Below are 20,026 nucleotides of genomic sequence, written 5' to 3'. Positions count from 1 at the left end.
AATCCATACCGTTATTGCGCAATTGCGCCGAATTGATAACGGCGCGGCGCGCTGTTATGCAGGGAATCATGGCTAGAAAACCGTTCGATTGTTCGAAGTGTCCGGGCTATTGCTGCTCGTATCACATCATCCCGGTCAAAGAGAGCGACCTGAAGCGGCTGGCCAAGCACTTCAAGATCGGTCTCGAAGAGGCCAAGAAGAAGTTCGTCACGCCCGGCCGCAAGCAGGACGCCAAGGACGGCGCCTACAAGATGCGCCGCAAGGCCGATCCGCATTTCGGCAAGATCTGCCGCTTCTTCGATACCGAAGAACGCCGCTGCACGGTTTATATGGCGCGCCCGTACATCTGCCGCGCCTATCCGACCGGCAAGTGCGGCTACTACGAGTTCCTCAAGATCGAGCGCGACACCCAGGACGATCAAGAGATGATCGCCACGACGCAGAACGATTAGAGCTTCAGCACCGCGCCCTTCAGCGGCCGGCCGGTCCATTGCACCATGTGATTGAGCGGGCCGTGGCCTTTGCCGAAGCCCGGCGCATCGGCGATGGCGGCCTGGACGTACTCGCGCGCCTTGGCCACTGCGACGGTGATCGGCAGACCCTTGGCCAGGTTGGCGGCGATCGCCGAGGCCAGTGTGCAGCCGGTGCCGTGCGTGTGGCGCGTCTTAAGGCGCGGGAAGCCGAACGTGTCCTCGCCGTGCTCCCAGACCAGAATGTCGTCGATGGTCGCCTTGGACGAATGTCCGCCCTTGATGAGCGCCGCCTTCGCACCCATATCACGAAGGATCGCCGCCGCCTTGCGTAAGGAGGCGCGGTCGGTGCGGGTGATCCCCGTCAGCCGCTTGGTCTCCGGGATATTCGGGGTCACCAGCGTGGCGAGCGGGATGAGCTGTTTGATGACGGTCTTTTCGGCATCCGGCTTCAGAAGCGCCGCGCCCGAGGTCGCCACCATCACCGGGTCGACCACCAAGGGAATGCCCGGCGCGTATTCTTTCAGCGTCGCGGCGACGACGCGGACGATGGCGGCATTGGCCAGCATGCCGGTCTTGATCGCATCGGCGCCGATGTCCTTGAGGCAGGCAATGATCTGCTGCCGCACGATGTCCGGCGGCACGGCATGCACGGCGGTAACGCCGGTCGTATTCTGCGCCGTGATCGCGGTGATCGCCGTCATGGCGTAGACGCCGAAGGCGCTCGCCGTCTTGATGTCGGCCTGAATGCCGGCTCCGCCCGACGAGTCGGAACCGGCAATAATCAGCAGGCGCTTGAGGCTCACGCGGTTGCTTCCGCAATGGCTTCGGCGATCACGCCGACCACCGTATTGATGGCCTTTTCGTCTTCGCCTTCGGCCATGATGCGGATGAGCGGCTCGGTGCCGGACTTGCGCACCAGGATGCGGCCCTTGCCGTCGAGCTTGGTGCGGCAGTCTTCGATGGTCTTCTTGACCTTGGCGTTCTCGAGCGGCGCGCCATGCTTGAAGCGCACGTTCTTGAGGACTTGCGGCAGCGGCTCGAACAGGTGGCAGGCGGCGGACGCCGGCTTGCCTTCCCGCGCGATCGCGGCCAGCACCTGCAGGCCGGCGATGAGGCCGTCGCCGGTGGTGCAGAAGTCGTTGAGCACGATATGGCCCGACTGCTCGCCGCCGACGTTGTAGCCGCCCTTCTTCATCTCCTCGATGACATAGCGGTCGCCCACCGAAGCGCGCACCAGCTTGAGGTCGAGGCTGCCGAGATAGCGTTCGAGGCCGACGTTCGACATCACCGTGCCGACCACGCCGCCGCCGCGCAGGGTTTCGGTCTTCTTCCAGCACGAAGCGATCAACGCCAGCACCTGGTCGCCGTCGATGATACGGCCGTGTTCGTCGGCCAAGACCACGCGATCGGCATCGCCGTCGAGCGCCAGACCGAAGTCGGCCCTCACCTCGCGCACCTTGGCGCACATGGCTTCCGGCGCGGTCGAGCCGCATTCGAGATTGATGTTGAAACCGTCGGGCTCGACGCCGAGCGGAATAATCTCCGCCCCAAGCTCCCAAAGCACCGCCGGGGCAACCTTGTACGCCGCGCCGTTGGCGCAATCGATGACGACCCTCAAACCATCGAGGCGCAGATGGCGGGGGAACGTTCCCTTTACCAGTTCGATATAGCGCGCCTGGGCGTCGTCGATGCGCTTGGCCCGGCCGATCTTGGAAGCCGCCGCCAGACCCGCTTCTAGCCCGTTCAACATCAGGGCCTCGATCTGCTCCTCGCGCGCATCCGACAATTTGTTGCCGTCGGGGCCAAACAGCTTGATGCCGTTATCCGTATACGCATTGTGCGAGGCCGAGATCATCACGCCGAGATCGGCGCGCAGGGACCGCGTCAGCATCGCCACCGCCGGTGTCGGCAAGGGGCCGAACTGGAAGACATCCATGCCCACCGCCGTGAAACCGGCGACCATCGCGTTCTCGACCATATAGCCCGACAGACGGGTATCCTTGCCGATCACCACGCGACCGCGGTGCTCGCCACGACGGAAGATGCGACCGGCCGCCATACCGACTTTCATCGCGATCTCGGCGGTCATGGGATGGGTGTTGGCTTGGCCGCGAATGCCGTCGGTTCCGAAAAACTTGCGCGTCATTGCCCCTCGCTGAATTTGGGTCGAGCCGGATAATACCAATAAAATCGGCTTGTTAAGTTGACGTTGTGTTACCGGTTAATATGGCATTCCAGGTCTTGAGACCACTGGCCAGAGCGGCCGGGTCGTGAGTGCGGATATAGTCTGCTCCTGCGTGACATGCAAAGAGTTCGGCAGCCAATGTCGCAGGCCCCGCCTCGGCGGCTGGCCGTCCGGCGCGCAGGAAGGATTTGCGCGATACCGAAATCAGGACCGGCAAATCGAAAGCTTGTTTGAGGTCCCCGATCCGCCGCAATACCTCGTAGGACGACTCGGAATGGCGCCCGAGGAACATTCCCATCCCCGGATCGACGATCAACCGGTCGCGCGCGATTCCCGCCCGCGTCAGGGCACCGAGACGATCTTCGAAAAATTCCAGAATACGGTCGTAGATGGTATCCGGCGCAACATCGTCGGCGGTGGCCCGGCCCTCGGCCTGGACGGCGTGCATCACGATCAGCTTGGCATCGCTGTCGGCCAGCAACGGATAGAGCGACGCATCAGAAAAGCCGTGAATGTCATTCAAATAGGCGACGCCCTCGCCCAGCGCCCAGCGTTGCACGGCCGGCGAAAAGGTGTCGATGGACAACGGCACGCCCTCGCGGGAAAGCGCCGCCACGACGGGCGCAAGCCGGGCGATCTCTACGTCCGGCGGCACAGGCTCGGATTTCGGATTGGAAGCCGCCGCCCCGATATCAAGCCCGTGTGCACCGTCAGCCATCAAGGCACAACCATGGGCGAGCGCGTCGTCGATCTGAAGGTATTTGCCACCGTCGGAAAACGAATCCGTCGTGACATTGAGAATGCCGAGAATATTCGGGCTCACGGAAGCTCCTTTTCGATCGCGTCGAACCAATCGGCATCGAATGCGGTGGCGAAAGGACCTTCGCGGACAAGGATGCGCCCCTTGCGCAGCGCCTCGCGTGCTGCAGTCGTTTCGCCAGTGATCAGCGCCTGCGCGGCACGCGCCCGCCAATAGCAGATCAGGCTATGGCTGCTCCAGCCGGTGCGCGCAAGAAGCGCGCCCGCAGCCGCCGCGTTGCGATCGAACCATGCTGCTGCGAAGGCCTGTTCGGCAAAAATCTGCGGATCGCGAGCACTGCGCGCAAGGGCGGCACGGGCCGGTCCGATTTCACCGCGGTCGAGGTGCCACGCGTAGGCGGCAAGCTGGAGATCGGGACTATCAGACCATAGGGAAAGGCGCCGAACGGCCACCATCAATGAGTCGGGCCAGTCGCGAGGCCGGACGCCGCGCAGGGTTTGTTCGACGAGGCGCGCAAACAGACCGCGCCAATCGCCGTTCTTGAATCGCAGCACATTCAGAAGCTGAGCGCCGTCCGAACTGCCGCGCGGCCAGAGGTTATAGAGTCCAGACGCCAGTGAGATGACGGCCAATACGAGAAACAGCGCCCGTGGCGTGTCGGAAGCCGCGGCGGAGGCCATCCCTGCGGCACCGGCCAATAGGAAATTGGCGAGCGGTCCGCCCGCGGACAGCAAAGCCCAACCCCAATTGCTCTCCCGCCCGGCCGGCGGCACGGCAACCACCGCGCCGGCTGCGCTGCTGCCGAATGCGGGAGCGCCATAAACGAGTTTCAACGGAACGAAGCGCAGGGTGAAGGGCCCCCACGACAAAAGCGGCACACGCCAGCCAAGCAGTTTGGCGACGGCAAGATGGCCGCCCTCGTGTACCAGCACCTCGGCCGGCACGATAAAGAGGAAAAACACGAGCGACACCAACCGGGCGAGCACGTCCGGAAGCGCATCGGCATGCCAGACGGCTATCGTAATACCCGCACTCGCCGCTACGAATGCGATCAGCGCCGCCGCCAGAAGCGGAGCCTGCTTTGCGGAGAGGGGCGCGGCAGCCGTCATGACCGAAGCCTAGCAGATCGCTGCCGCTTAGCGGGGCCGAAACAAAGAAAAGGCCCGGAGATCCCGAGCCTTTTCGATTCCGTGTTGCAGGTCCGTTCAGTGCCCCGGCTGCGGCTCCGGCGCGATGATGCCCGGCCCGCGGGGGACACCTGCCTGCGGCACGCTGGGACCTGGACCGCGCTGCGGCTCTGGCTCCTCGTACGGCGTGCGCACCGGCGGAATGCCTTTGAGCAGCGCCACGATCTCGTCGCCGGTCAGGGTCTCGTATTCAAGCAGGCCCTTGGCCAGCGTTTCGAGGTCGGTGCGCTTCTCGGTCAGGATGGTCCGCGCCCGCTCGTAGCATTCGTCGATGATACGGCGGATTTCGGAGTCGATCTTCTGCGCGGTTGCTTCCGAAACGTTCTGCTGACGCGCCACCGAATGACCGAGGAAGACCTCTTCCTGGTTTTCGGCGAACTCGATCGGGCCTAACGCATCGGAGAAGCCGTAGCGTGTCACCATGTTGCGGACCATCCGCGTCGCCTGACGGATGTCGGAGATCGCGCCGGTCGTGACTTGGTCGTAGCCAAAGATGATCTCTTCGGCGAGACGGCCGCCAAAGGCTACCGCGATATCGGCGTACATCTTCTGGCGCGTCACCGAGAGCTGATCGTGCTCCGGCAACCGCATCACCATGCCAAGGGCACGGCCGCGCGGAATGATGGTCGCTTTGTGAATCGGATCGGAGCCAATCACATTGAGCGCCACGATGGCGTGACCGGCTTCGTGATAGGCGGTGTTCTTCTTTTCCTCTTCGCGCATGACGAGGGAGCGCCGTTCGGCACCCATCATCACCTTGTCCTTGGCGTCCTCGAGTTCGCTCATCGACACCACGCGCTTGCCGCGACGAGCTGCCAAGAGAGCCGCCTCGTTGACGAGATTGGCAAGATCGGCACCGGAGAAGCCCGGCGTGCCGCGCGCAATCACTTTGGGATCGACATCCGGCGCCAGCGGGACCTTGCGCATATGCACGCGCAGAATCTTCTCGCGACCGGCGAGATCAGGATTGGGCACGACGATTTCGCGGTCGAAACGACCAGGACGCAGCAGCGCCGGATCGAGCACGTCAGGACGGTTGGTAGCGGCAATCAGGATGACGCCTTCGTTGGCCTCGAAGCCATCCATCTCGACCAGCAATTGGTTCAGGGTTTGCTCGCGCTCGTCATTGCCGCCGCCGAGACCGGCGCCGCGATGACGGCCCACCGCGTCGATTTCGTCGATGAAGACGAGACACGGGGCATTCTTCTTGGCCTGCTCGAACATATCGCGGACGCGGCTGGCACCGACGCCGACAAACATTTCGACGAAATCCGAGCCGGAAATGGTGAAGAACGGCACATTGGCTTCACCGGCGATGGCGCGCGCAAGCAAAGTCTTGCCGGTACCCGGCGGGCCGACGAGCAGAACACCCTTCGGAATGCGGCCGCCCAGGCGCTGAAATTTCTGCGGGTCCTTCAGGAAGTCGACGATTTCCTTGAGATCTTCCTTGGCTTCATCGACGCCGGCGACGTCTTCGAACGTCACCCGGCCCTGGCGCTCGGTCAAAAGCTTGGCGCGCGACTTGCCGAAGCCCATCGCCTTGCCGCCGCCCGACTGCATCTGCCTGAGGAAGAACACCCACACCGCAATCAGCAGCAGCATCGGGAACCACGACACCAGCACATTCAGAAGCGGCGACATGCCGTCGTCCGGCTTGGCGACTGTGACGTTGACATCGTGCTCCTTGAGCGTGGTCCACATCGTCTGGTCGTTGGGCGGCACCATGCTGTTGAACTGGGTGCCGTTGCGCAGCTCGCCTTTCACCTCGTCACCCGACAAGGTGATCTTCTGCACATTGCCCTTGACGACTTCCTGGGTGAAAGCCGTGTAGCTCAGTTGCTGGGCCTGAGTGCTCTTGTTCGACCCCTGGAACAGATTGAACAGGAGGACCAAGAGAAGCGCGATGAGGATCCACAGCGCCAGATTGCGGAGATTATTCAAGGCGGTCCTTTCTCGGTGGCCATGCGGCCTCGACAAGACGGAAAAACACTATCCTATAGATAGGCCGTTTTTTCGTCCTTGCCAGATTTAGAAACGGTAAGGAATTTAACCGGCTGGGGCAAGATTATGCCGCAAGCCCTTTAAGAACCTATTTGGCCCCGGAGCGAGGTTTTCCAAGCCCGCTGCGGCCTTTTTCCGCTTCGACCAGCAGGGTTCCCGGCCCGAAAAGCCGCGCCGCCTTAGGCGCCGGCCCGACGCGGCACCCATGCAAAGTCCGCCCTCCACCAAGGGAATTCCCCGTAATTGCCGCCAACAAGGCCGACAGCCGGTCGAACCGAGGACGGTACGGATTGCGGCTCACGGTCATTAAGATTTTAGCAAGCGCCCGAAGCCCCAGTTCCAGCGGAGCACTGGCGAGCGCCGCGGAATCCACCGCAAATCCCCCGCGGCAGGGCTGACAGGCACGCGTGAGAACCGCCTGGGAGACAATCTCAAGGGATTCTCGTGCACGGGCGAGGTGGATCGCCGTCTCGGCCAGACGCTCCGGCGTCAACCCCAGCGGGGCGAGCTGCGGCCATGCCAGCCTGACACGTACCCGCGCAAAGCGGGCATCGGCATTCATGGGGTCCTCGATCCACGTTTGCCGGCGGGCGAGCAAAAGATCGCGCAAGGCGTGACGCTGGATGCCCAGCAGTGGCCGGACCACCGAGACCGCCGCGAAATCCGGATCGGGGTAAGGTGCCAATGGCCGCATACCGGCCAAACCGTCGACGCCGCTGCCGCGCGCCAATCGCATCAGGATGGTCTCGGCCTGATCGTCGCGGGTGTGGGCGACATATACGGCTGCGAGCTTTTTTTTGCGGCAGAACGCGCCGATCAGCCGGTACCGCAATTTGCGCGCGGAAGCTTCGATATCGGCAATCGGCGGCGGCGCCTCGGACGCGAGAACATGGGCCTGAAGGCCGCACTTCCGAGCCCACCGCACGACCTTTTTGGCTTCCACAGCTGCCTCGGGCCTCAGACCGTGATCGACGGTGACAACCACCGGCGGCGCCAACGCCCTCGCCTTGGCCCAGTCGCGCAGCAAATGCATCAGCGCGAGGGAATCCGAACCGCCAGACACCGCGACAGCCGCGGGCCATGGCGCGCCCGATGCGGTCATGGCATCGGCAAACGCCGTGGTCAGATCGTCACTGGCCCTTGCAGGACTTGGCGCGGACCGTTTGCGCCTGGCTGAGGATGCCTGCCGGGGCTTGCTTGTATTTGCCTTTGATCGCGCCAAGCGTGACGCAGCCTTTCTCTTTTTCCCCCAGAGCGATCAGCGACTGACCGAGTTTGAGCATGCTCTCGGCGCCCTGCGGGTTGGAGGGATATTTCTTGATCTGCTCGGCAAATGCCACCGCAGCGGCCGAATAATCCTTCTGCACGAAGGCGATGTTGCCCACCCAATAGACGGCCTGCGCGGCCATCGGGTCCTTCGGGTTGGCATCGGCAAAAGCACGGAACGCGGCGCGCGCTTCGTCGTAGCGGGCACGAGCCAGAAGGTTCATGGCTTCGTCGTACTGACTGCGCGAAGCCGGCGCTGCCGGGGCAGGCCCGGCCCCCGACTGTCCGACCGGAAGCGATCCCAGCGTGCCGCCGTGGCCCGGCGCCGCAAGCGTGGCAACCGCCGCGTTCGGATCGCAGGGAAGACTATTGCCTGAGCCATCAGCCGCCGTGCTGGCGCCCAGCTGCTGGGCGGCCAAGGTGCACAGCTTGTAGTCGAAGTCTTTCTGCTGGCGGTCGATGCGCAGGGATAGTTCCTGGATCTGATGCGCCAGAACTTCGTTTTGGCCGGTCGACTGGCGCAACGCGTTTTCGAGATCGCTGATGCGCTGGCGCATTTCGGCAATACCCGAGTCCTGATCGTTCTCACGCTGCTCGGCCTTGAGCCGGGCGGCCTTTTCCTCGTCGCTCTCGCCGAACAGGCCGCGCACCTCGATCGGATGCAGATAGCCGTAGCTCGCCGCGCCCGCGGGACACAGGACCACCATCAATGCCGCCGCGGCGGCGCTCAATCGCCAATTCATTTCGCTCTCCCGAACCGGGACATCTTAAAGCATAAATGGGGCACGGGAAAAATTACGCCCGCGAAACCCTCAAAATACAAAGGGGCGCCGTCGCCGGCGCCCCTGATACACGCGCTCGCAAGAAGCTTACGAGTTCGCGCCGGACGCGATGATCGTCACGCCGCGACGATTCTGCGACCAGCAATCTTCCGTCGAATCCGTGCAGACCGGACGTTCCTTGCCGTACGACACCGTGTCGACGCGCGCAGCGGAAACGCCGAGGCTGACGAGATATTCCTTCACGGCGTTGGCGCGCTTCGCACCCAGCGCGATGTTGTATTCGCGGGTGCCGCGCTCGTCGGCATGACCTTCGACCGTGACCTTGATGTTCGGCCACTTCGCGAGCCACGCAGCCTGACGCTGCAGGGTCGCCTTGTCCTGCTCGAGAACGGCGTATTTGTCGTACTCGAAGTGGACGGTGTCACCAACGTTGACCTTCAGATCCTGCGCCGAGCCGGGCACGATCGAAGGAGCCGGCGGCGGGGCCGGCTGAACAGCCGGAGGAGGCGGCGGAGGCGGCGGAGCCTTCGTCGCGCAACCCGCGACAAACAGCGACAAAGCGACGACGGCCATCGGGCCGACAACAAAATTCTTCATGGTTATCCCAACTCCTCAAGCAAAAGCGCGTGCCGACTGCGAGAACTCCGCGCTCCGATTTTTTCGCACCTACCCCAATACGCCCTCGGTCGACGGATTGTAAGGAGAATACACCTACTGGATCAAGGGCGACCATGCCGGATCCGATGCATCTCCCGGTGTGGAAACACGTCTTTGGTTGCGACCTGTGACATCGATAGACCATATCTGAGAGCCGCGACCGCCTTGGGCGGTGCGAGTGAACATCAGAACTCGTCCATTCGGGGCCCATGTAGGACCTTCGTCCTGCCAGCCATTGGACAGCAGTCTTTCGCCACCGCCATCCGGGCGCATGACACCAATGCGGAACTGGGCGCTCATGACACTGGTGAAGGCGATCAAATCCCCGCGAGGCGACCACACCGGGGTGCCGTGTCGGCCCTCCCCGAAACTGATGCGGTGCGGGTTGGATCCATCGACATTCATCACATAGATCTGCTGGCTGCCGCCGCGATCTGACTCGAACACGATCTGCTTGCCGTCCGGCGAGAACGACGGTGCCGTATCGACCGCCGGATCATACGTCAGCCGGCGCGTCTGCCGCGTGCGTAAGTCCATGATGTAGATATCGGAATTGCCCCCGCTTTCGAGCGACATGGCAACCAAATTGCCATCCGGCGAAAACCGCGGCGAGAACGTCATATTGGGAAAGTCGCCGAGTTTCTCCTGTCGGCCGGTTTCGAGATCGAACAGAAATACGCGCGGCTTGCCCGTGGCGTAGGACATATAAGCGATCATTTGCGCGGAAGGGTTGAACCTCGGGGTCAGCACCAGAAAGCCGTTGGTCAGGAACGACGAATTCCAGCCGTCCTCGTCCATGATGGCGAGCCGCTTCTGGCGATGCAGGGCCGGTCCCGATTCCGAGATGAAAACAATGCGGGTATCGAAATAACCCTTTTCGCCGGTGATACGCTGGTAAATGGCGTCCGAGATCATGTGGGCGACCCGCCGCCAAGTGGCCGGCTGGGTTGTGAACTGCAGACCCAGCATCTGGCTTTCGCCGTAGACGTCCCAGAGACGGAAATCGACCCGGAGCCGGCCGTCCGGCTGCAGCGTGGCCTGCCCGGTCACCAGACCCTGGGCGTTGATGACCCGCCAGTTCTGGAAGTTGGGTGCAACATTGATGTTGCTGATGTGCTCGATGAACGACTTCGGATCCAGCGGCTTGAACAAGCCCGAGCGCTCCAAGTCGGCGCGCACGACCTGCGCGATGTTCGGAATCGCGGCGGTGTTGGCGGGCCCTGCAGCAGGGGCACCTGACACCGAAATGAAATCGGGAATGGCGATCGGCAGAGGCTGAAGATTGCCCTGGTTGACGTCAACCTGCAGCGCGGCGAATGCGGGATGGCTCAACACCAGCCCTACAACGGCCACGACCATCAGACTCAGTCTTTTCATCGCCATTCTCCGACCTGCTATTCGACGGGGCTTCGTGGATCGAACGTAAACACAATATCACGCCATAAATTGTACCGGTCCGCCGGCAAGCGGTACGGGGCACATTGGTAAATGGCTCGCCGCCCTGCGTCTGCCGCCGCCCGCATATACGGATCGCCCGCCGCAGCGGCCGCCGATTCTGGCATCAATTTTGGCGCCTGTGCGACAGAACCGTCGCGATTGAGAAACAGCTCGTAGCGGACGATCAGCCGTTCCGGATGCGGGCCGTAGTCCGGCCGGGTCCAGCAGCGGTTGATCTCGCTTTGCAGCAAGGTGATCAGATCGACGGTCATCGCCGTACCGGCACCAATGCCTTGTACGGTACGCTGGGCGACCTTGGCGTTGGCGGGCTTCTTCTTGGCCAGCAGCTTTTCGATGTCGTTGATGTCGAACTTTTCGCTGTCGGTCTTTTTTTCCGGCTTCGGCTTCGGCGTGACGTCAGGAGCAATATCGATTTTGGGCGGCGCCACATCAGGCGTCGGCTCCGGCTCCTGTTGCTTAACGTCGGGAGGAGTGACGTCCTCCTTTTTGACCGTCGGTGCAACGTTGTTCTGGTCGGCAACGGTAACGAGATCGACCGGCACGATCGAGACCATGTCGGACGGCATATCGAGCTTCTTCGAAAACGACACAAAAAGAGCGACGACCAGCCCGGCATGGAGCAGGATCGAAACCAGGATACCAAGGCGAGGAGCCGCCCGTTCCGCTGTCGCCCTATTTGGTCTCATTGGGATTCTGTTTCGGCGGTCCGGTCACCAATCCGACCTTGGTGAACCCCGCCGCATTGAGGATGCCCATAACCTCGATTACCCGGCCATAGGGAACGGCGGTGTCGCCGCGCACGTAGATGCGCTCCTCGACGCCGTTCTCGGCGATGGCTTTCAGGCGCACCACGAGATCTTCGGCCGCGATCGGCTTGTCCATGAGATAGATGCGGCCGTCCTTCTTGATGGTGACCGACAAGGGTTCGCGATTTTCGCTGACCGGCTGGGCCTTGGAATGAGGAAGATCGACCGGAATGGCCGGATTAAGCAGCGGCGCCGTCACCATGAAGATGATCAGGAGCACCAGCATCACGTCGACGAACGGCGTGACGTTGATTTCGGCCAGCGGCCGGCGTTTGCCGCCGCGTCGGCCACCTCCTGGCGAGGGAATAACCGCCCCCATCTCAGCGCGCCTTCTCGTCGAGCTGACGCGACAGGATGGCCGACAGTTCGTCGGAGAAAGCGTAGAGCCGGTTGGCGTAGCGCCCGACCTCGTTGACGTACCGGTTGTAGAAAACCGCAGCCGGAATGGCCGCGAGCAGGCCCATCGCCGTCGCGAACAAGGCTTCGGCGATGCCCGGCGCCACCACGGCGAGCGAGGTGTTGTGCATGCCGGCGATGGCGGTGAACGAATTCATGATGCCCCAAACCGTGCCGAACAGACCGACGAACGGCGAGGTGGAAGCGACCGTGGCCAGGAAGCCGAGGCTCTTTTCGATCGCATCGGTCTCGCGGCTGATCGTGACGCTCATGGCCTTCTCGACGCGGTCCTTCGTGCCCGACAGAACCGCAAGACCCGGTGCGCCATGTTCGAACGCCCGGCGCCATTCGCGGACACCCGAAACGAACACCGCGGTCAGCGGATGATCGTTGGTGCCGGCAAACTGCTGGAACAGTTCATCGAGCGATTTGCCCGACCAGAAAACCTTCTCGAACCGGCCCGCTTTGCGTTCCAGGGCGGAGAGCGCCAATCCCTTGTTGATGATGATGACCCACGACCAGATGCTGGCGAGCAGGAGGACGATGAACACGCCCTTCACCAGCGGATCGGCGCGCATGAACATGTCGATGATCGAAACCCCGCGCGCATTCGGCACGATGGCGGTGGTCGACACGTCGACGCTCTGCGTCGGAGCGGCCAGCGGCGCGCTCTCGGCCGGAGCACCAGTGGGCGCGGCTCGCGGAACCTCCTGCGCTACGGCGACCGAAACCGGCGCCGTCACGCCGATCGCCAGGACCACCACAAATGCGGACAGCAAACCCCTCAACACTTTCATGGAACGCGTTCCTTTGGGCTCCCCCGGTTATTATGCCGGGCGCGGCAGGAAAATGCTCAGCAAATTTGCGGCAATCCTTACGCAGGCAATGTTAAGCCACTGTTTCAGATAGGAAAGGCAGAATTTTGTCACGAATTTCCGGCGGGATGCGTTTGGGCTTTCCTGACAAAGAAATAATGCAAGCTTGAACGAGCCCTCGCGTGAGTTGTTCCGACCCGCGCCAGATCGATTGATCGGCATCGAGCCGGACACCCGAGAGATTCACAACTCTGGTGCGTACTTCAATGACATCATCCATTTTTGCGGGACGGAGGAATTCGACTGCGGCCTTGCGCAGCGCCCAAGCGGCCGGATCGTCCGCTTCGAGGTAGGACGCCTTCAAACCGATACTGCGGAAGAATTCCGTCCGGGCGCGCTCCATATAGCGCAAATAATTCGCATGATAGACGATGCCGGAAAGATCTGTGTCTTCGTAATAAATCCGCACCGGCCAGATGAAGGTTTTGCCTTCAACACGCGCTTCAAGCATCGCCATCCTCGTCCGTAAACAGACCAATCTGGGACGGATCGCGGGCCGGCGCCGGCAATCCCAAATGGGTAAACGCGTTGGCGGTCAGAATCCGGCCGCGCGGACTCCGTTGCACGAACCCCTGCTGCAGCAGATACGGCTCGATGGTCTCTTCGATGGCGTCACGCGCTTCGCCGAGTGCCGCGGCAATTGTTTCGACACCGACCGGCCCGCCCCCGAAGCTTTCGGCGATCAGCTTCAGATAGCGCCGGTCGAAGGCATCCAGGCCGCGGCGGTCGACTTCGAGCCGGGTCAGGGCCGCATCGGCGATCTTGGCATCCACCACCGGATGCTTGGCCACAGCCGCAAAATCGCGCACCCGCTTGAGCAAGCGCCCGGCAATACGGGGCGTACCGCGGGCCCTCCCGGCAATCTCACGGGCGCCGTCGGTGGTGAGTTCAAGGCCCAGAACACGGGCGCCGCGCTCGACAATCGCGAGCAGTTCGTCGGCGGTATAGAAATTGAGCCGCACCGGGATGCCGAAACGGTCGCGCAATGGCGTGGTGATGAGTCCGGACCGCGTGGTGGCGCCGACCAGAGTGAAGGGCGCCAGCGTGATCTTCACCGAGCGCGCCGACGGCCCCTCACCGATGACGAGATCGAGTTCATAATCCTCCATCGCAGGATAAAGGATTTCCTCGACCGCCGGATTGAGCCGGTGGATTTCGTCGATGAAGAGAACGTCGCGCGGTTCGAGATTGGTCAGAATGGCGGCGAGATCGCCCGCCTTGGCCAGCACCGGACCGGAGGTCGAGCGGAAGTTCACGCCCAATTCGCGCGCCACGATCTGGGCGAGAGTCGTCTTGCCGAGGCCGGGCGGCCCTGAAAACAGCACATGATCGAGCGCTTCGCCGCGCGCCTTGGCCGCTTCGATGAAGATCGCGAGGTTTTCGCGCGCCTGGGCCTGTCCCGTAAACTCGGCAAGCCGTTTCGGCCGCAACGAGGATTCGAGCGCGTCGTCTTCGGACCGCTCGGGGGCGACATAGCGTTTGGTCTCGGTAATGGGGGGCGGCTTGGCCATTTATCGACCCATAGCCCTCAAGGCTTCGCGGATCAACGCATCCAGCGCGGCACCCTCGCCCAGATGCTGGCCGGCCCTGGCCACCGCTTCAGCCGCCACGCTTTGCGAATAACCGAGTTTCGTCAGAGCCATAACAGCATCGGCCTCGGGGCCATGAGACGCCGGAACGGCGAGCGTTTCACCCGGCTCCTGGCGCAGGATGACGTTTGGTGCCTTGTCCTTCAGTTCGGTCACGATGCGGGTCGCAAGCTTGGGACCGACACCTTGTGCCTGCCCGATCATCGCTTTGTCGCCGAGCGCAATCGCCCGACCGATAGCTTTGGGCGACAGCGTCGATAGGATGTTGAGCGCCACTTTGGCGCCGACGCTTTGCACGCTCTGTAACAGCCTGAACCACTCCCGCTCTTCGCCGGTAACGAACCCGAACAGGCGGATGGCATCTTCCGAAACCCGCATTTCGATCAGCAGCGAGGCACGCTCGCCAACCGTGAGCTTTCCCAATGTCGAAGACGGGCACTGCACCAGATAGCCAACTCCGCCGACATCGAGGATCACATGATCCTCAGCCACGGTGTCTACGATACCTGTCAGTTTGCCGATCATCGGTTTTGTTCCGCTACGTCAAAGCCGCCAGGATGCGCGCCCGCGTTCCTGCGAGAGACGCATGCGCGATGGCCGCGGCGAGCGCATCGGCCGCATCGGCCTGCTCGACACCGCATGCCGGTAAAAGGCGCTTGACCATCGCCTGGACCTGCTCCTTGCCGGCGTGCCCAACACCCACCACCGACTTCTTGATGTGATTGGGGGCGTATTCGGCGATGTCGAGCCCGGCTTGCGCCGCCGCCAGCAGCGCCACCGCCCGAGCATGCCCCAATTTCAGCGCCGCTGACGGATCCTTGGCCACGAAGGCCTGTTCGACGGCGATGGCCTGCGGGCGGTATTGCGCGATGATCCGGGCGACTTCGGTATGCAGCGCCAAGAGCCTCAGCCCTAGGGTTTCGGCGGGTTTGGTGACGATCACGCCGTGGGCCACGTGCGTCAGCTTGGTGCCAGCACAATCGATCGCGCCCCAGCCCATGCGGCTAAGGCCGGGATCAAGCCCAAGAATGCGGACGATCTGCATGTCCAACCCGAACGAATCGCGAAGGAAAGTTTCGCGGATCGGGCGCGGCGAGTCCAACCGAAGGCCGTAATTTCCTCCGATTACTGTCCTAGCGGCACGCTTGCGTCGTGCCATGCGACACCGCTCCAATGGGAGAACATCGGCAAGGACCTGAGAATGCAGGAAATACGGCTTGGCACCAGTGGTCCCGCAGTCTCCCGCGTCGGGCTCGGCTGCATGGGCATGAGCGATTTCTATGGACCGGCGGACGAGGCAGAGAGCATCGCCACCATCCACGCCGCCCTCGAGGCCGGCATCACGCTCCTCGATACCGGCGACTTCTACGGCATGGGCCACAACGAAATGCTGCTGCGTGACGCCTTGAAGGGCGGCAAGCGCGACCGTGCGGTGCTGAGCGTCAAATTCGGTGCGATGCGCTCGGTCGAAGGCGCCTTCCTCGGCTATGCCCTCAAGCCCGCCCAGATCCAGACCTGGCTCGCTTACAGCCTGAAGCGGCTCGGCACCGATCATATCGATGTCTACCGTCCGGCACGGCTCGATCCCGAGGTGCCGATCGAGGATGTCGCGGGCACGGTAAAAGACCTGATCGACAAGGGCTATGTGCGGCATCTCGGCTTGTCGGAAGCCTCGGCCGATACGGTGCTGCGCGCCCACGCGGTAACGCCGGTCTCCGACCTGCAGATCGAATACTCGCTGATGAGCCGCGGCATCGAAGCCGACACCTTGCCGAAGCTGCGCAGCGCGGGAATTGGCATCACGGCCTATGGCATCCTGTCGCGCGGACTGATCAGCAGCACCGCCCTCAACGGCCAGCTCGGCACCGGCCACCGCACCGTCTTCCCGCGATTGGCTGGAGAAAACCTGTCACGCAATCTGCAATTGGTCGAAGCCTTGGCGAAGGTCGCCGAGCAGCGCGGCGCCACACCGGCCCAACTCGCCATCGCCTGGGTACTGCACCGGGGCGAGGACATCGTGCCGCTGATCGGCGCACGCAAGCGCACCCAATTAGCGGAATCGGTCGGGGCGCTGAATGTGCGCTTGTCGGATGGCGAGCGAACGGCGATCGAAGCGGCGATCCCGGTGGAGGCCGTCCAGGGCACGCGCTACCTGCCCGATCAGATGGCGCATCTCGACAGCGAGAAAAACGGCTGAGCGTTATTCGCCCAACTTCGCCAGCAAGGCTTCCGACAGCTCGTAATTGCCGGTGACGCGCTGGACGTCGTCATTGTCTTCGAGGACTTCGATCAGCTTGACCAGCGTTTCGCCGACATTGTCGGGAACGACATTAGCCGCCTGCGGGCGGAAGAAGATGCCCGACGACGCAGCCGGACCGAGTTTTGCCTCCAGCGCATCGCGCACCGCGGTGAAGTTTTCCGGCGAGCAGAGGAATTCGTGTTCCTCTTCATCGGTGTCGACTTCATCGGCGCCGACTTCCAGGGCCAGCTCCAGCATGTCGTCGGCGCTGCCCTTGTCGAGGGGATAGGTGATGACGCCGTTGCGGTCGAACATGAAGCCGACCGAACCGGTCTCGCCAAGCTGACCGCCGAACTTCGAAAAGGCGGCGCGGACATCGGCTGCCGTACGGGTGCGGTTGTCGGTCAAGCACTCGACGATGAGCGCCACGCCGCCGGGGCCATATCCCTCGTAACGAATTTCGTCATAGCTCTCGGCATCACCGCCTTGGCCCTTCTTGATAGCGCGCTCGATGACGTCCTTGGGCATCGACTGGCTCTTGGCGGCGATCACAGCGGCGCGGAGCCGCGCATTATGGTCGGGGTCGGGCAAGCCCATCTTCGAAGCGACGATGATTTCGCGCGCAAGTTTCGAGAAGAGCTTGGAACGCGCCGCGTTCGCCTTGGTCTTCTTGAACATGACGTTGTGGGCGTGGGAATGGCCGGCCATTGGAAATTCTTCTTTGCAGGACGTGGATTTGGGGCGCTGAGATAGCCGGGGCGAGTGGAGGCTGGCAAGGGCTCGCTCTGCCGCTGCTCCCTCCCCCGGGGATTACATTGCTCCGGTCAAGGCGATTTCGGCAATATAATTGTTCGGATTTTCGAGGGGGAGGGGGGCCCCCCTCCTCCAAACCTGCCCGCCATTCGGCGACTTATACCCTCATATGGGATGGGAAACGGTGCCGGACAAGGGCCCCGAATTAGCTTCCGCTCCGCACACGCGAGCGGCCTTTACCGCTGAGGCCGGTCGGAGGCACAGGGGACCGGGTCAAACCCTCCGGTCAGCACCGTAATGCGGCGGCTCTGGGCGCGTTCGCGCTCGGCGGCTTCCTGGCGGTTATTGTCCTTCCAGGCGGCATAAACGAATTGCAGCCCGACGCCGATCACCGCTGCGACGGTCTGTACCACCACATTGGCCCCAGTCAGGACCCAGGTCACGGCCGTGATGCTCGAAAGCAGCGCGCCGAACGAGAACACCTGGAGCGAGAACCGGCCGCATTTCAGCACCGGCTGGCACCAGCGGTTGGCGCTGAACACGCCGTTGGCCGGTACGAGGTGCCGCACGATGATCGCCAGGGAGAAGAAGCTGACCAGCCGCAACGCGCCGAGCGAGGTCTTGTCGAGCATGGCTGTGTTGGGACGCATCGAATGCAGCCAGCCGATATAATGGCTGAGGGTATCGGTCGCCTGGATGCAGGCCGCCGGGATCGCCACCGCCACGGCACCCACCAGCAGCCACTTCGAGTTGACGAAGCCGAACTTGCCCTCGTTGGCGGGATGGCCGAACACCGCGCCGATCACGAACAGGAACTGCCACGCAAAGGGATTGAAGAACCAGCGGTCGCCGTTGGTGGTCCACAGCGTCAGGCCGGTCGTCTGCACCGCAAGCCACAACAGGAAGGACGGCACCAGCACCACCCAGATGTTCCGGTTCAGTCCCCACAACACCGCCGGGAACAGTGCGAGCAGCACGACATACGCCGGCAGGATGTCGAGATAGCCGGGCTGATAGTGCATCGTCAGGGCGGGCAGGAAATAAGCGAGCGGATCGTCGAACACCCACTGGATGCGGAAGATCCAGCGATAGGTCTCGTCGCCGGTGGCGTGCAGGAACACCCACACCATCGCGAGCACGGTCCCCATCAGGAACATTTGCGCGCCGTAGACGACAGCCGCCCGGCGCCAGACCTTGCGGGTGGCGGCAACGAAACCGGTCTTCAGCATGGCGCGCCCGTAGACCAGCGCCGCGACGTAACCCGAGATGAAAAAGAACACTTCCGCCGCATCGCAGAACGCGAACGTGTGCAGCGTCATGGGTTCGAAAAGATTTTTGGGAACGTGATCGATGAAGATCACCAGAAGGGCGAGGCCCCTCAGGAAATCGAAGCGGTCGTCGCGTCGGGATTGGCCCCGAAACGCCATCTCAACTCTCCCATGCGCGCTCCCGCGATCCACGGCTATAACTCTCCCATGAGGGCGAAACTAGGGCGATCGGCAGCCGTTGCGCAATCTGACAAAACCTTCACGGCCTGCTGTTTCCACAAAGCCGCAAGCCGTCCGATTCCGTCGCCAATCGCGGGTTATTTCCGGTTAATGTGCCGCCAGCGGGAGAGGTTCCGCTCAGCGCAAATCCAGGAAAAAGCTATCCGCCAGAACCGGTTTCCCGGCGCGAGTTACCTGGTAGCGGGCGGTATACCGGCCAGGCGCGAAGCCGTTGGGCGGACGTTTCTTACCGCCGAACAACATCCACTGTGCCTTATTGGCATCGAGCGGGGCGTTTTTTTGTGCCACCAGCACGCCGCCGCCCGGCGCCAGAATGGTCAATTCCTGAACATCTCCGGCCTTGAGTGCGATGGTGCGAACATAGGCGACCAGCGCGGCGCTTTGCCCATCGGGCGGCGCAATCGGGCCGCTCTCGATCTGGTCCATGCTGACGGGGGCGCCAGCAAAACCCGTATTGATGATCTGGGGGGCGCGATAGGCGAGCGTCGCTTTCGCCTTGGCCGACCATAGCGACGCGCCCTTGCCGCAGGAGGCCTCGGTGGCGAAGGGATCGAGCTTGGCGCCGTCGTGGCGCACCGAGAAGTGCAGGTGCGGAAACGCAGCATCGCCGGACTCGCCGATGCGTCCGAGTACGGTTCCCGCCGCAACCCGATCGCCCACCTTGGCCCGCACGGAGCCGTTCGCCATATGGCAGTATTGCGTCTCCCAGCCACCGTCATGGGCGATCACCACGCCGTTGCCGCACTCCCGCCCCTTGACCGACGCCGCTCCGGCGAGGCGCACATCGGCATCCTGCATGCCGTCACGAACGCCCTTCACCACACCCGGCGCCGCGGCGAGAACGTCGACGCCCTGGCGCATCGCCGCTTGCGTCGGCAGGCGGATGTCGACGCCATCGTGGCCGTCGTAGCTCTTGACCCCGCAGGTGTAATCGGTCGCGCCGGGGCCGGGATCGTGGTCGAAGTACTGCTGGATGAAACAGGTCTTCCCGACCGCACAAGCAACCGGCAGATCGAACGCGATCGTGTCGGCGGCAAAAACCGGGACGGCGGCGGCGGCAAAAAGGGCGATCCAGCGCATGTCGCCACTAT

At 62.9% G+C, this 20,026-nt stretch carries 21 protein-coding genes; 2 read left to right on the top strand and 19 right to left on the bottom strand.

Going from position 1 to position 20,026, the window contains the following annotated elements:
* Window positions 1-68 precede the first annotated feature (68 nt).
* The gene (locus FHS84_RS17030; protein WP_166936591.1) at window positions 69-452 is read left to right on the top strand and encodes a YkgJ family cysteine cluster protein; all 384 of its coding nucleotides are present in this window, start codon (window positions 69-71) and stop codon (window positions 450-452) included.
* Here FHS84_RS17030 and thiD read toward each other — a convergent pair.
* From thiD to ruvC, 16 genes are all read right to left on the bottom strand, one after another.
* Entirely contained in the window at window positions 449-1,276 is an 828-nt protein-coding gene (gene thiD, locus FHS84_RS17025; RefSeq protein WP_166936589.1) for a bifunctional hydroxymethylpyrimidine kinase/phosphomethylpyrimidine kinase, read from the bottom strand. The two genes, FHS84_RS17030 and thiD, sit on opposite strands and share 4 nt — an antisense overlap.
* Window positions 1,273-2,619: a phosphoglucosamine mutase gene (glmM, locus tag FHS84_RS17020; RefSeq protein WP_166936587.1), complete on the bottom strand. Its 1,347-nt coding sequence runs from the start codon at window positions 2,617-2,619 to the stop codon at window positions 1,273-1,275. The genes thiD and glmM overlap by 4 nt, the downstream gene beginning before the upstream one ends.
* A gap of 52 nt (window positions 2,620-2,671) precedes the next feature.
* Window positions 2,672-3,481, bottom strand: coding sequence for a dihydropteroate synthase (gene folP / locus FHS84_RS17015; protein ID WP_166936658.1), 810 nt, complete (start codon window positions 3,479-3,481; stop codon window positions 2,672-2,674).
* Window positions 3,478-4,527, bottom strand: coding sequence for a site-2 protease family protein (locus FHS84_RS17010; protein ID WP_166936584.1), 1,050 nt, complete (start codon window positions 4,525-4,527; stop codon window positions 3,478-3,480). Before FHS84_RS17010 ends, folP begins: the two co-directional genes overlap by 4 nt.
* A 96-nt stretch (window positions 4,528-4,623) precedes the next feature.
* The gene (gene ftsH, locus FHS84_RS17005) at window positions 4,624-6,546 is read right to left on the bottom strand and encodes an ATP-dependent zinc metalloprotease FtsH (RefSeq protein ID WP_166936582.1); all 1,923 of its coding nucleotides are present in this window, start codon (window positions 6,544-6,546) and stop codon (window positions 4,624-4,626) included.
* Window positions 6,547-6,694: 148 nt separating this feature from the next.
* Complete coding sequence (tilS, locus tag FHS84_RS17000) at window positions 6,695-7,708, bottom strand: tRNA lysidine(34) synthetase TilS (protein ID WP_166936580.1); 1,014 nt, start codon at window positions 7,706-7,708, stop codon at window positions 6,695-6,697.
* A 28-nt stretch (window positions 7,709-7,736) separates the two neighbouring features.
* The gene (gene ybgF / locus FHS84_RS16995) at window positions 7,737-8,615 is read right to left on the bottom strand and encodes a tol-pal system protein YbgF (RefSeq protein ID WP_166936571.1); all 879 of its coding nucleotides are present in this window, start codon (window positions 8,613-8,615) and stop codon (window positions 7,737-7,739) included.
* Between the two features lie 126 nt (window positions 8,616-8,741).
* The gene (gene pal, locus FHS84_RS16990) at window positions 8,742-9,251 is read right to left on the bottom strand and encodes a peptidoglycan-associated lipoprotein Pal (RefSeq protein ID WP_166936569.1); all 510 of its coding nucleotides are present in this window, start codon (window positions 9,249-9,251) and stop codon (window positions 8,742-8,744) included.
* A gap of 114 nt (window positions 9,252-9,365) precedes the next feature.
* The gene (gene tolB, locus FHS84_RS16985) at window positions 9,366-10,688 is read right to left on the bottom strand and encodes a Tol-Pal system beta propeller repeat protein TolB (protein WP_208393923.1); all 1,323 of its coding nucleotides are present in this window, start codon (window positions 10,686-10,688) and stop codon (window positions 9,366-9,368) included.
* A gap of 17 nt (window positions 10,689-10,705) precedes the next feature.
* Window positions 10,706-11,335 carry a hypothetical protein gene (locus FHS84_RS16980; protein ID WP_166936565.1) on the bottom strand — a complete coding sequence of 210 codons (630 nt, stop codon included), beginning with the start codon at window positions 11,333-11,335 and terminating at the stop codon, window positions 10,706-10,708.
* A gap of 106 nt (window positions 11,336-11,441) precedes the next feature.
* Window positions 11,442-11,894, bottom strand: coding sequence for a protein TolR (gene tolR, locus FHS84_RS16975; protein WP_166936563.1), 453 nt, complete (start codon window positions 11,892-11,894; stop codon window positions 11,442-11,444).
* Between the two features lies 1 nt (window position 11,895).
* Window positions 11,896-12,768 (bottom strand): protein TolQ, encoded by an 873-nt coding sequence (tolQ, locus tag FHS84_RS16970; protein ID WP_166936561.1) that lies wholly within the window; start codon window positions 12,766-12,768, stop codon window positions 11,896-11,898.
* A gap of 91 nt (window positions 12,769-12,859) precedes the next feature.
* A complete protein-coding gene (gene ybgC, locus FHS84_RS16965) occupies window positions 12,860-13,297 on the bottom strand; it encodes a tol-pal system-associated acyl-CoA thioesterase (protein WP_166936559.1) in 438 nt (145 codons plus the stop codon).
* Window positions 13,290-14,357, bottom strand: coding sequence for a Holliday junction branch migration DNA helicase RuvB (gene ruvB / locus FHS84_RS16960; protein ID WP_166936555.1), 1,068 nt, complete (start codon window positions 14,355-14,357; stop codon window positions 13,290-13,292). The genes ybgC and ruvB overlap by 8 nt, the downstream gene beginning before the upstream one ends.
* Window positions 14,358-14,960 (bottom strand): Holliday junction branch migration protein RuvA, encoded by a 603-nt coding sequence (gene ruvA / locus FHS84_RS16955; protein WP_166936552.1) that lies wholly within the window; start codon window positions 14,958-14,960, stop codon window positions 14,358-14,360.
* A gap of 13 nt (window positions 14,961-14,973) precedes the next feature.
* Window positions 14,974-15,480, bottom strand: a complete 507-nt coding sequence (ruvC, locus tag FHS84_RS16950; protein WP_166936550.1) for a crossover junction endodeoxyribonuclease RuvC — start codon at window positions 15,478-15,480, stop codon at window positions 14,974-14,976.
* A gap of 156 nt (window positions 15,481-15,636) precedes the next feature.
* On the opposite strand from ruvC, the gene FHS84_RS16945 reads away from it, so the two are divergent.
* On the top strand, window positions 15,637-16,632 hold the full coding sequence (locus FHS84_RS16945; protein ID WP_166936548.1) for an aldo/keto reductase: 996 nt from the start codon (window positions 15,637-15,639) through the stop codon (window positions 16,630-16,632).
* 3 nt (window positions 16,633-16,635) lie between these two features.
* Here FHS84_RS16945 and FHS84_RS16940 read toward each other — a convergent pair whose 3' ends face one another.
* The 3 genes from FHS84_RS16940 to FHS84_RS16930 form a co-directional block, all read right to left on the bottom strand.
* Window positions 16,636-17,382 (bottom strand): YebC/PmpR family DNA-binding transcriptional regulator, encoded by a 747-nt coding sequence (locus FHS84_RS16940; RefSeq protein WP_166936545.1) that lies wholly within the window; start codon window positions 17,380-17,382, stop codon window positions 16,636-16,638.
* Window positions 17,383-17,663: 281 nt separating this feature from the next.
* The gene (locus FHS84_RS16935; RefSeq protein WP_166936543.1) at window positions 17,664-18,854 is read right to left on the bottom strand and encodes an OpgC family protein; all 1,191 of its coding nucleotides are present in this window, start codon (window positions 18,852-18,854) and stop codon (window positions 17,664-17,666) included.
* Between the two features lie 198 nt (window positions 18,855-19,052).
* A complete protein-coding gene (locus FHS84_RS16930) occupies window positions 19,053-20,015 on the bottom strand; it encodes a M23 family metallopeptidase (protein WP_166936541.1) in 963 nt (320 codons plus the stop codon).
* Window positions 20,016-20,026 lie beyond the last annotated feature (11 nt).

The sequence above is a fragment of the Rhizomicrobium electricum genome (genome assembly GCF_011762045.1).
Taxonomy (GTDB): Bacteria; Pseudomonadota; Alphaproteobacteria; order Micropepsales; family Micropepsaceae; genus Rhizomicrobium; species Rhizomicrobium electricum.
Note: the sequence above shows the minus strand (reverse complement) of the source record. Positions and strands in the feature narration are given on the sequence as shown.

Excerpts from the sequence above, each read along its gene's own strand:
- FHS84_RS17030 (WP_166936591.1), top strand. The coding sequence starts at position 69 with ATGGCTAGAAAACCGTTCGATTGTTCGAAGTGTCCGGGCTATTGCTGC.
- glmM (WP_166936587.1), bottom strand. The coding sequence starts at position 2,619 with ATGACGCGCAAGTTTTTCGGAACCGACGGCATTCGCGGCCAAGCCAAC.
- FHS84_RS17010 (WP_166936584.1), bottom strand. The coding sequence starts at position 4,527 with ATGACGGCTGCCGCGCCCCTCTCCGCAAAGCAGGCTCCGCTTCTGGCG.
- tilS (WP_166936580.1), bottom strand. The coding sequence starts at position 7,708 with ATGACCGCATCGGGCGCGCCATGGCCCGCGGCTGTCGCGGTGTCTGGC.
- ybgF (WP_166936571.1), bottom strand. The coding sequence starts at position 8,615 with ATGAATTGGCGATTGAGCGCCGCCGCGGCGGCATTGATGGTGGTCCTG.
- pal (WP_166936569.1), bottom strand. The coding sequence starts at position 9,251 with ATGAAGAATTTTGTTGTCGGCCCGATGGCCGTCGTCGCTTTGTCGCTG.
- tolB (WP_208393923.1), bottom strand. The coding sequence starts at position 10,688 with ATGAAAAGACTGAGTCTGATGGTCGTGGCCGTTGTAGGGCTGGTGTTG.
- FHS84_RS16980 (WP_166936565.1), bottom strand. The coding sequence starts at position 11,335 with ATGCCGTCCGACATGGTCTCGATCGTGCCGGTCGATCTCGTTACCGTT.
- tolR (WP_166936563.1), bottom strand. The coding sequence starts at position 11,894 with ATGGGGGCGGTTATTCCCTCGCCAGGAGGTGGCCGACGCGGCGGCAAA.
- tolQ (WP_166936561.1), bottom strand. The coding sequence starts at position 12,768 with ATGAAAGTGTTGAGGGGTTTGCTGTCCGCATTTGTGGTGGTCCTGGCG.
- ybgC (WP_166936559.1), bottom strand. The coding sequence starts at position 13,297 with ATGCTTGAAGCGCGTGTTGAAGGCAAAACCTTCATCTGGCCGGTGCGG.
- ruvB (WP_166936555.1), bottom strand. The coding sequence starts at position 14,357 with ATGGCCAAGCCGCCCCCCATTACCGAGACCAAACGCTATGTCGCCCCC.
- ruvA (WP_166936552.1), bottom strand. The coding sequence starts at position 14,960 with ATGATCGGCAAACTGACAGGTATCGTAGACACCGTGGCTGAGGATCAT.
- ruvC (WP_166936550.1), bottom strand. The coding sequence starts at position 15,480 with ATGCAGATCGTCCGCATTCTTGGGCTTGATCCCGGCCTTAGCCGCATG.
- FHS84_RS16945 (WP_166936548.1), top strand. The coding sequence starts at position 15,637 with ATGCAGGAAATACGGCTTGGCACCAGTGGTCCCGCAGTCTCCCGCGTC.
- FHS84_RS16940 (WP_166936545.1), bottom strand. The coding sequence starts at position 17,382 with ATGGCCGGCCATTCCCACGCCCACAACGTCATGTTCAAGAAGACCAAG.
- FHS84_RS16935 (WP_166936543.1), bottom strand. The coding sequence starts at position 18,854 with ATGGCGTTTCGGGGCCAATCCCGACGCGACGACCGCTTCGATTTCCTG.
- FHS84_RS16930 (WP_166936541.1), bottom strand. The coding sequence starts at position 20,015 with ATGCGCTGGATCGCCCTTTTTGCCGCCGCCGCCGTCCCGGTTTTTGCC.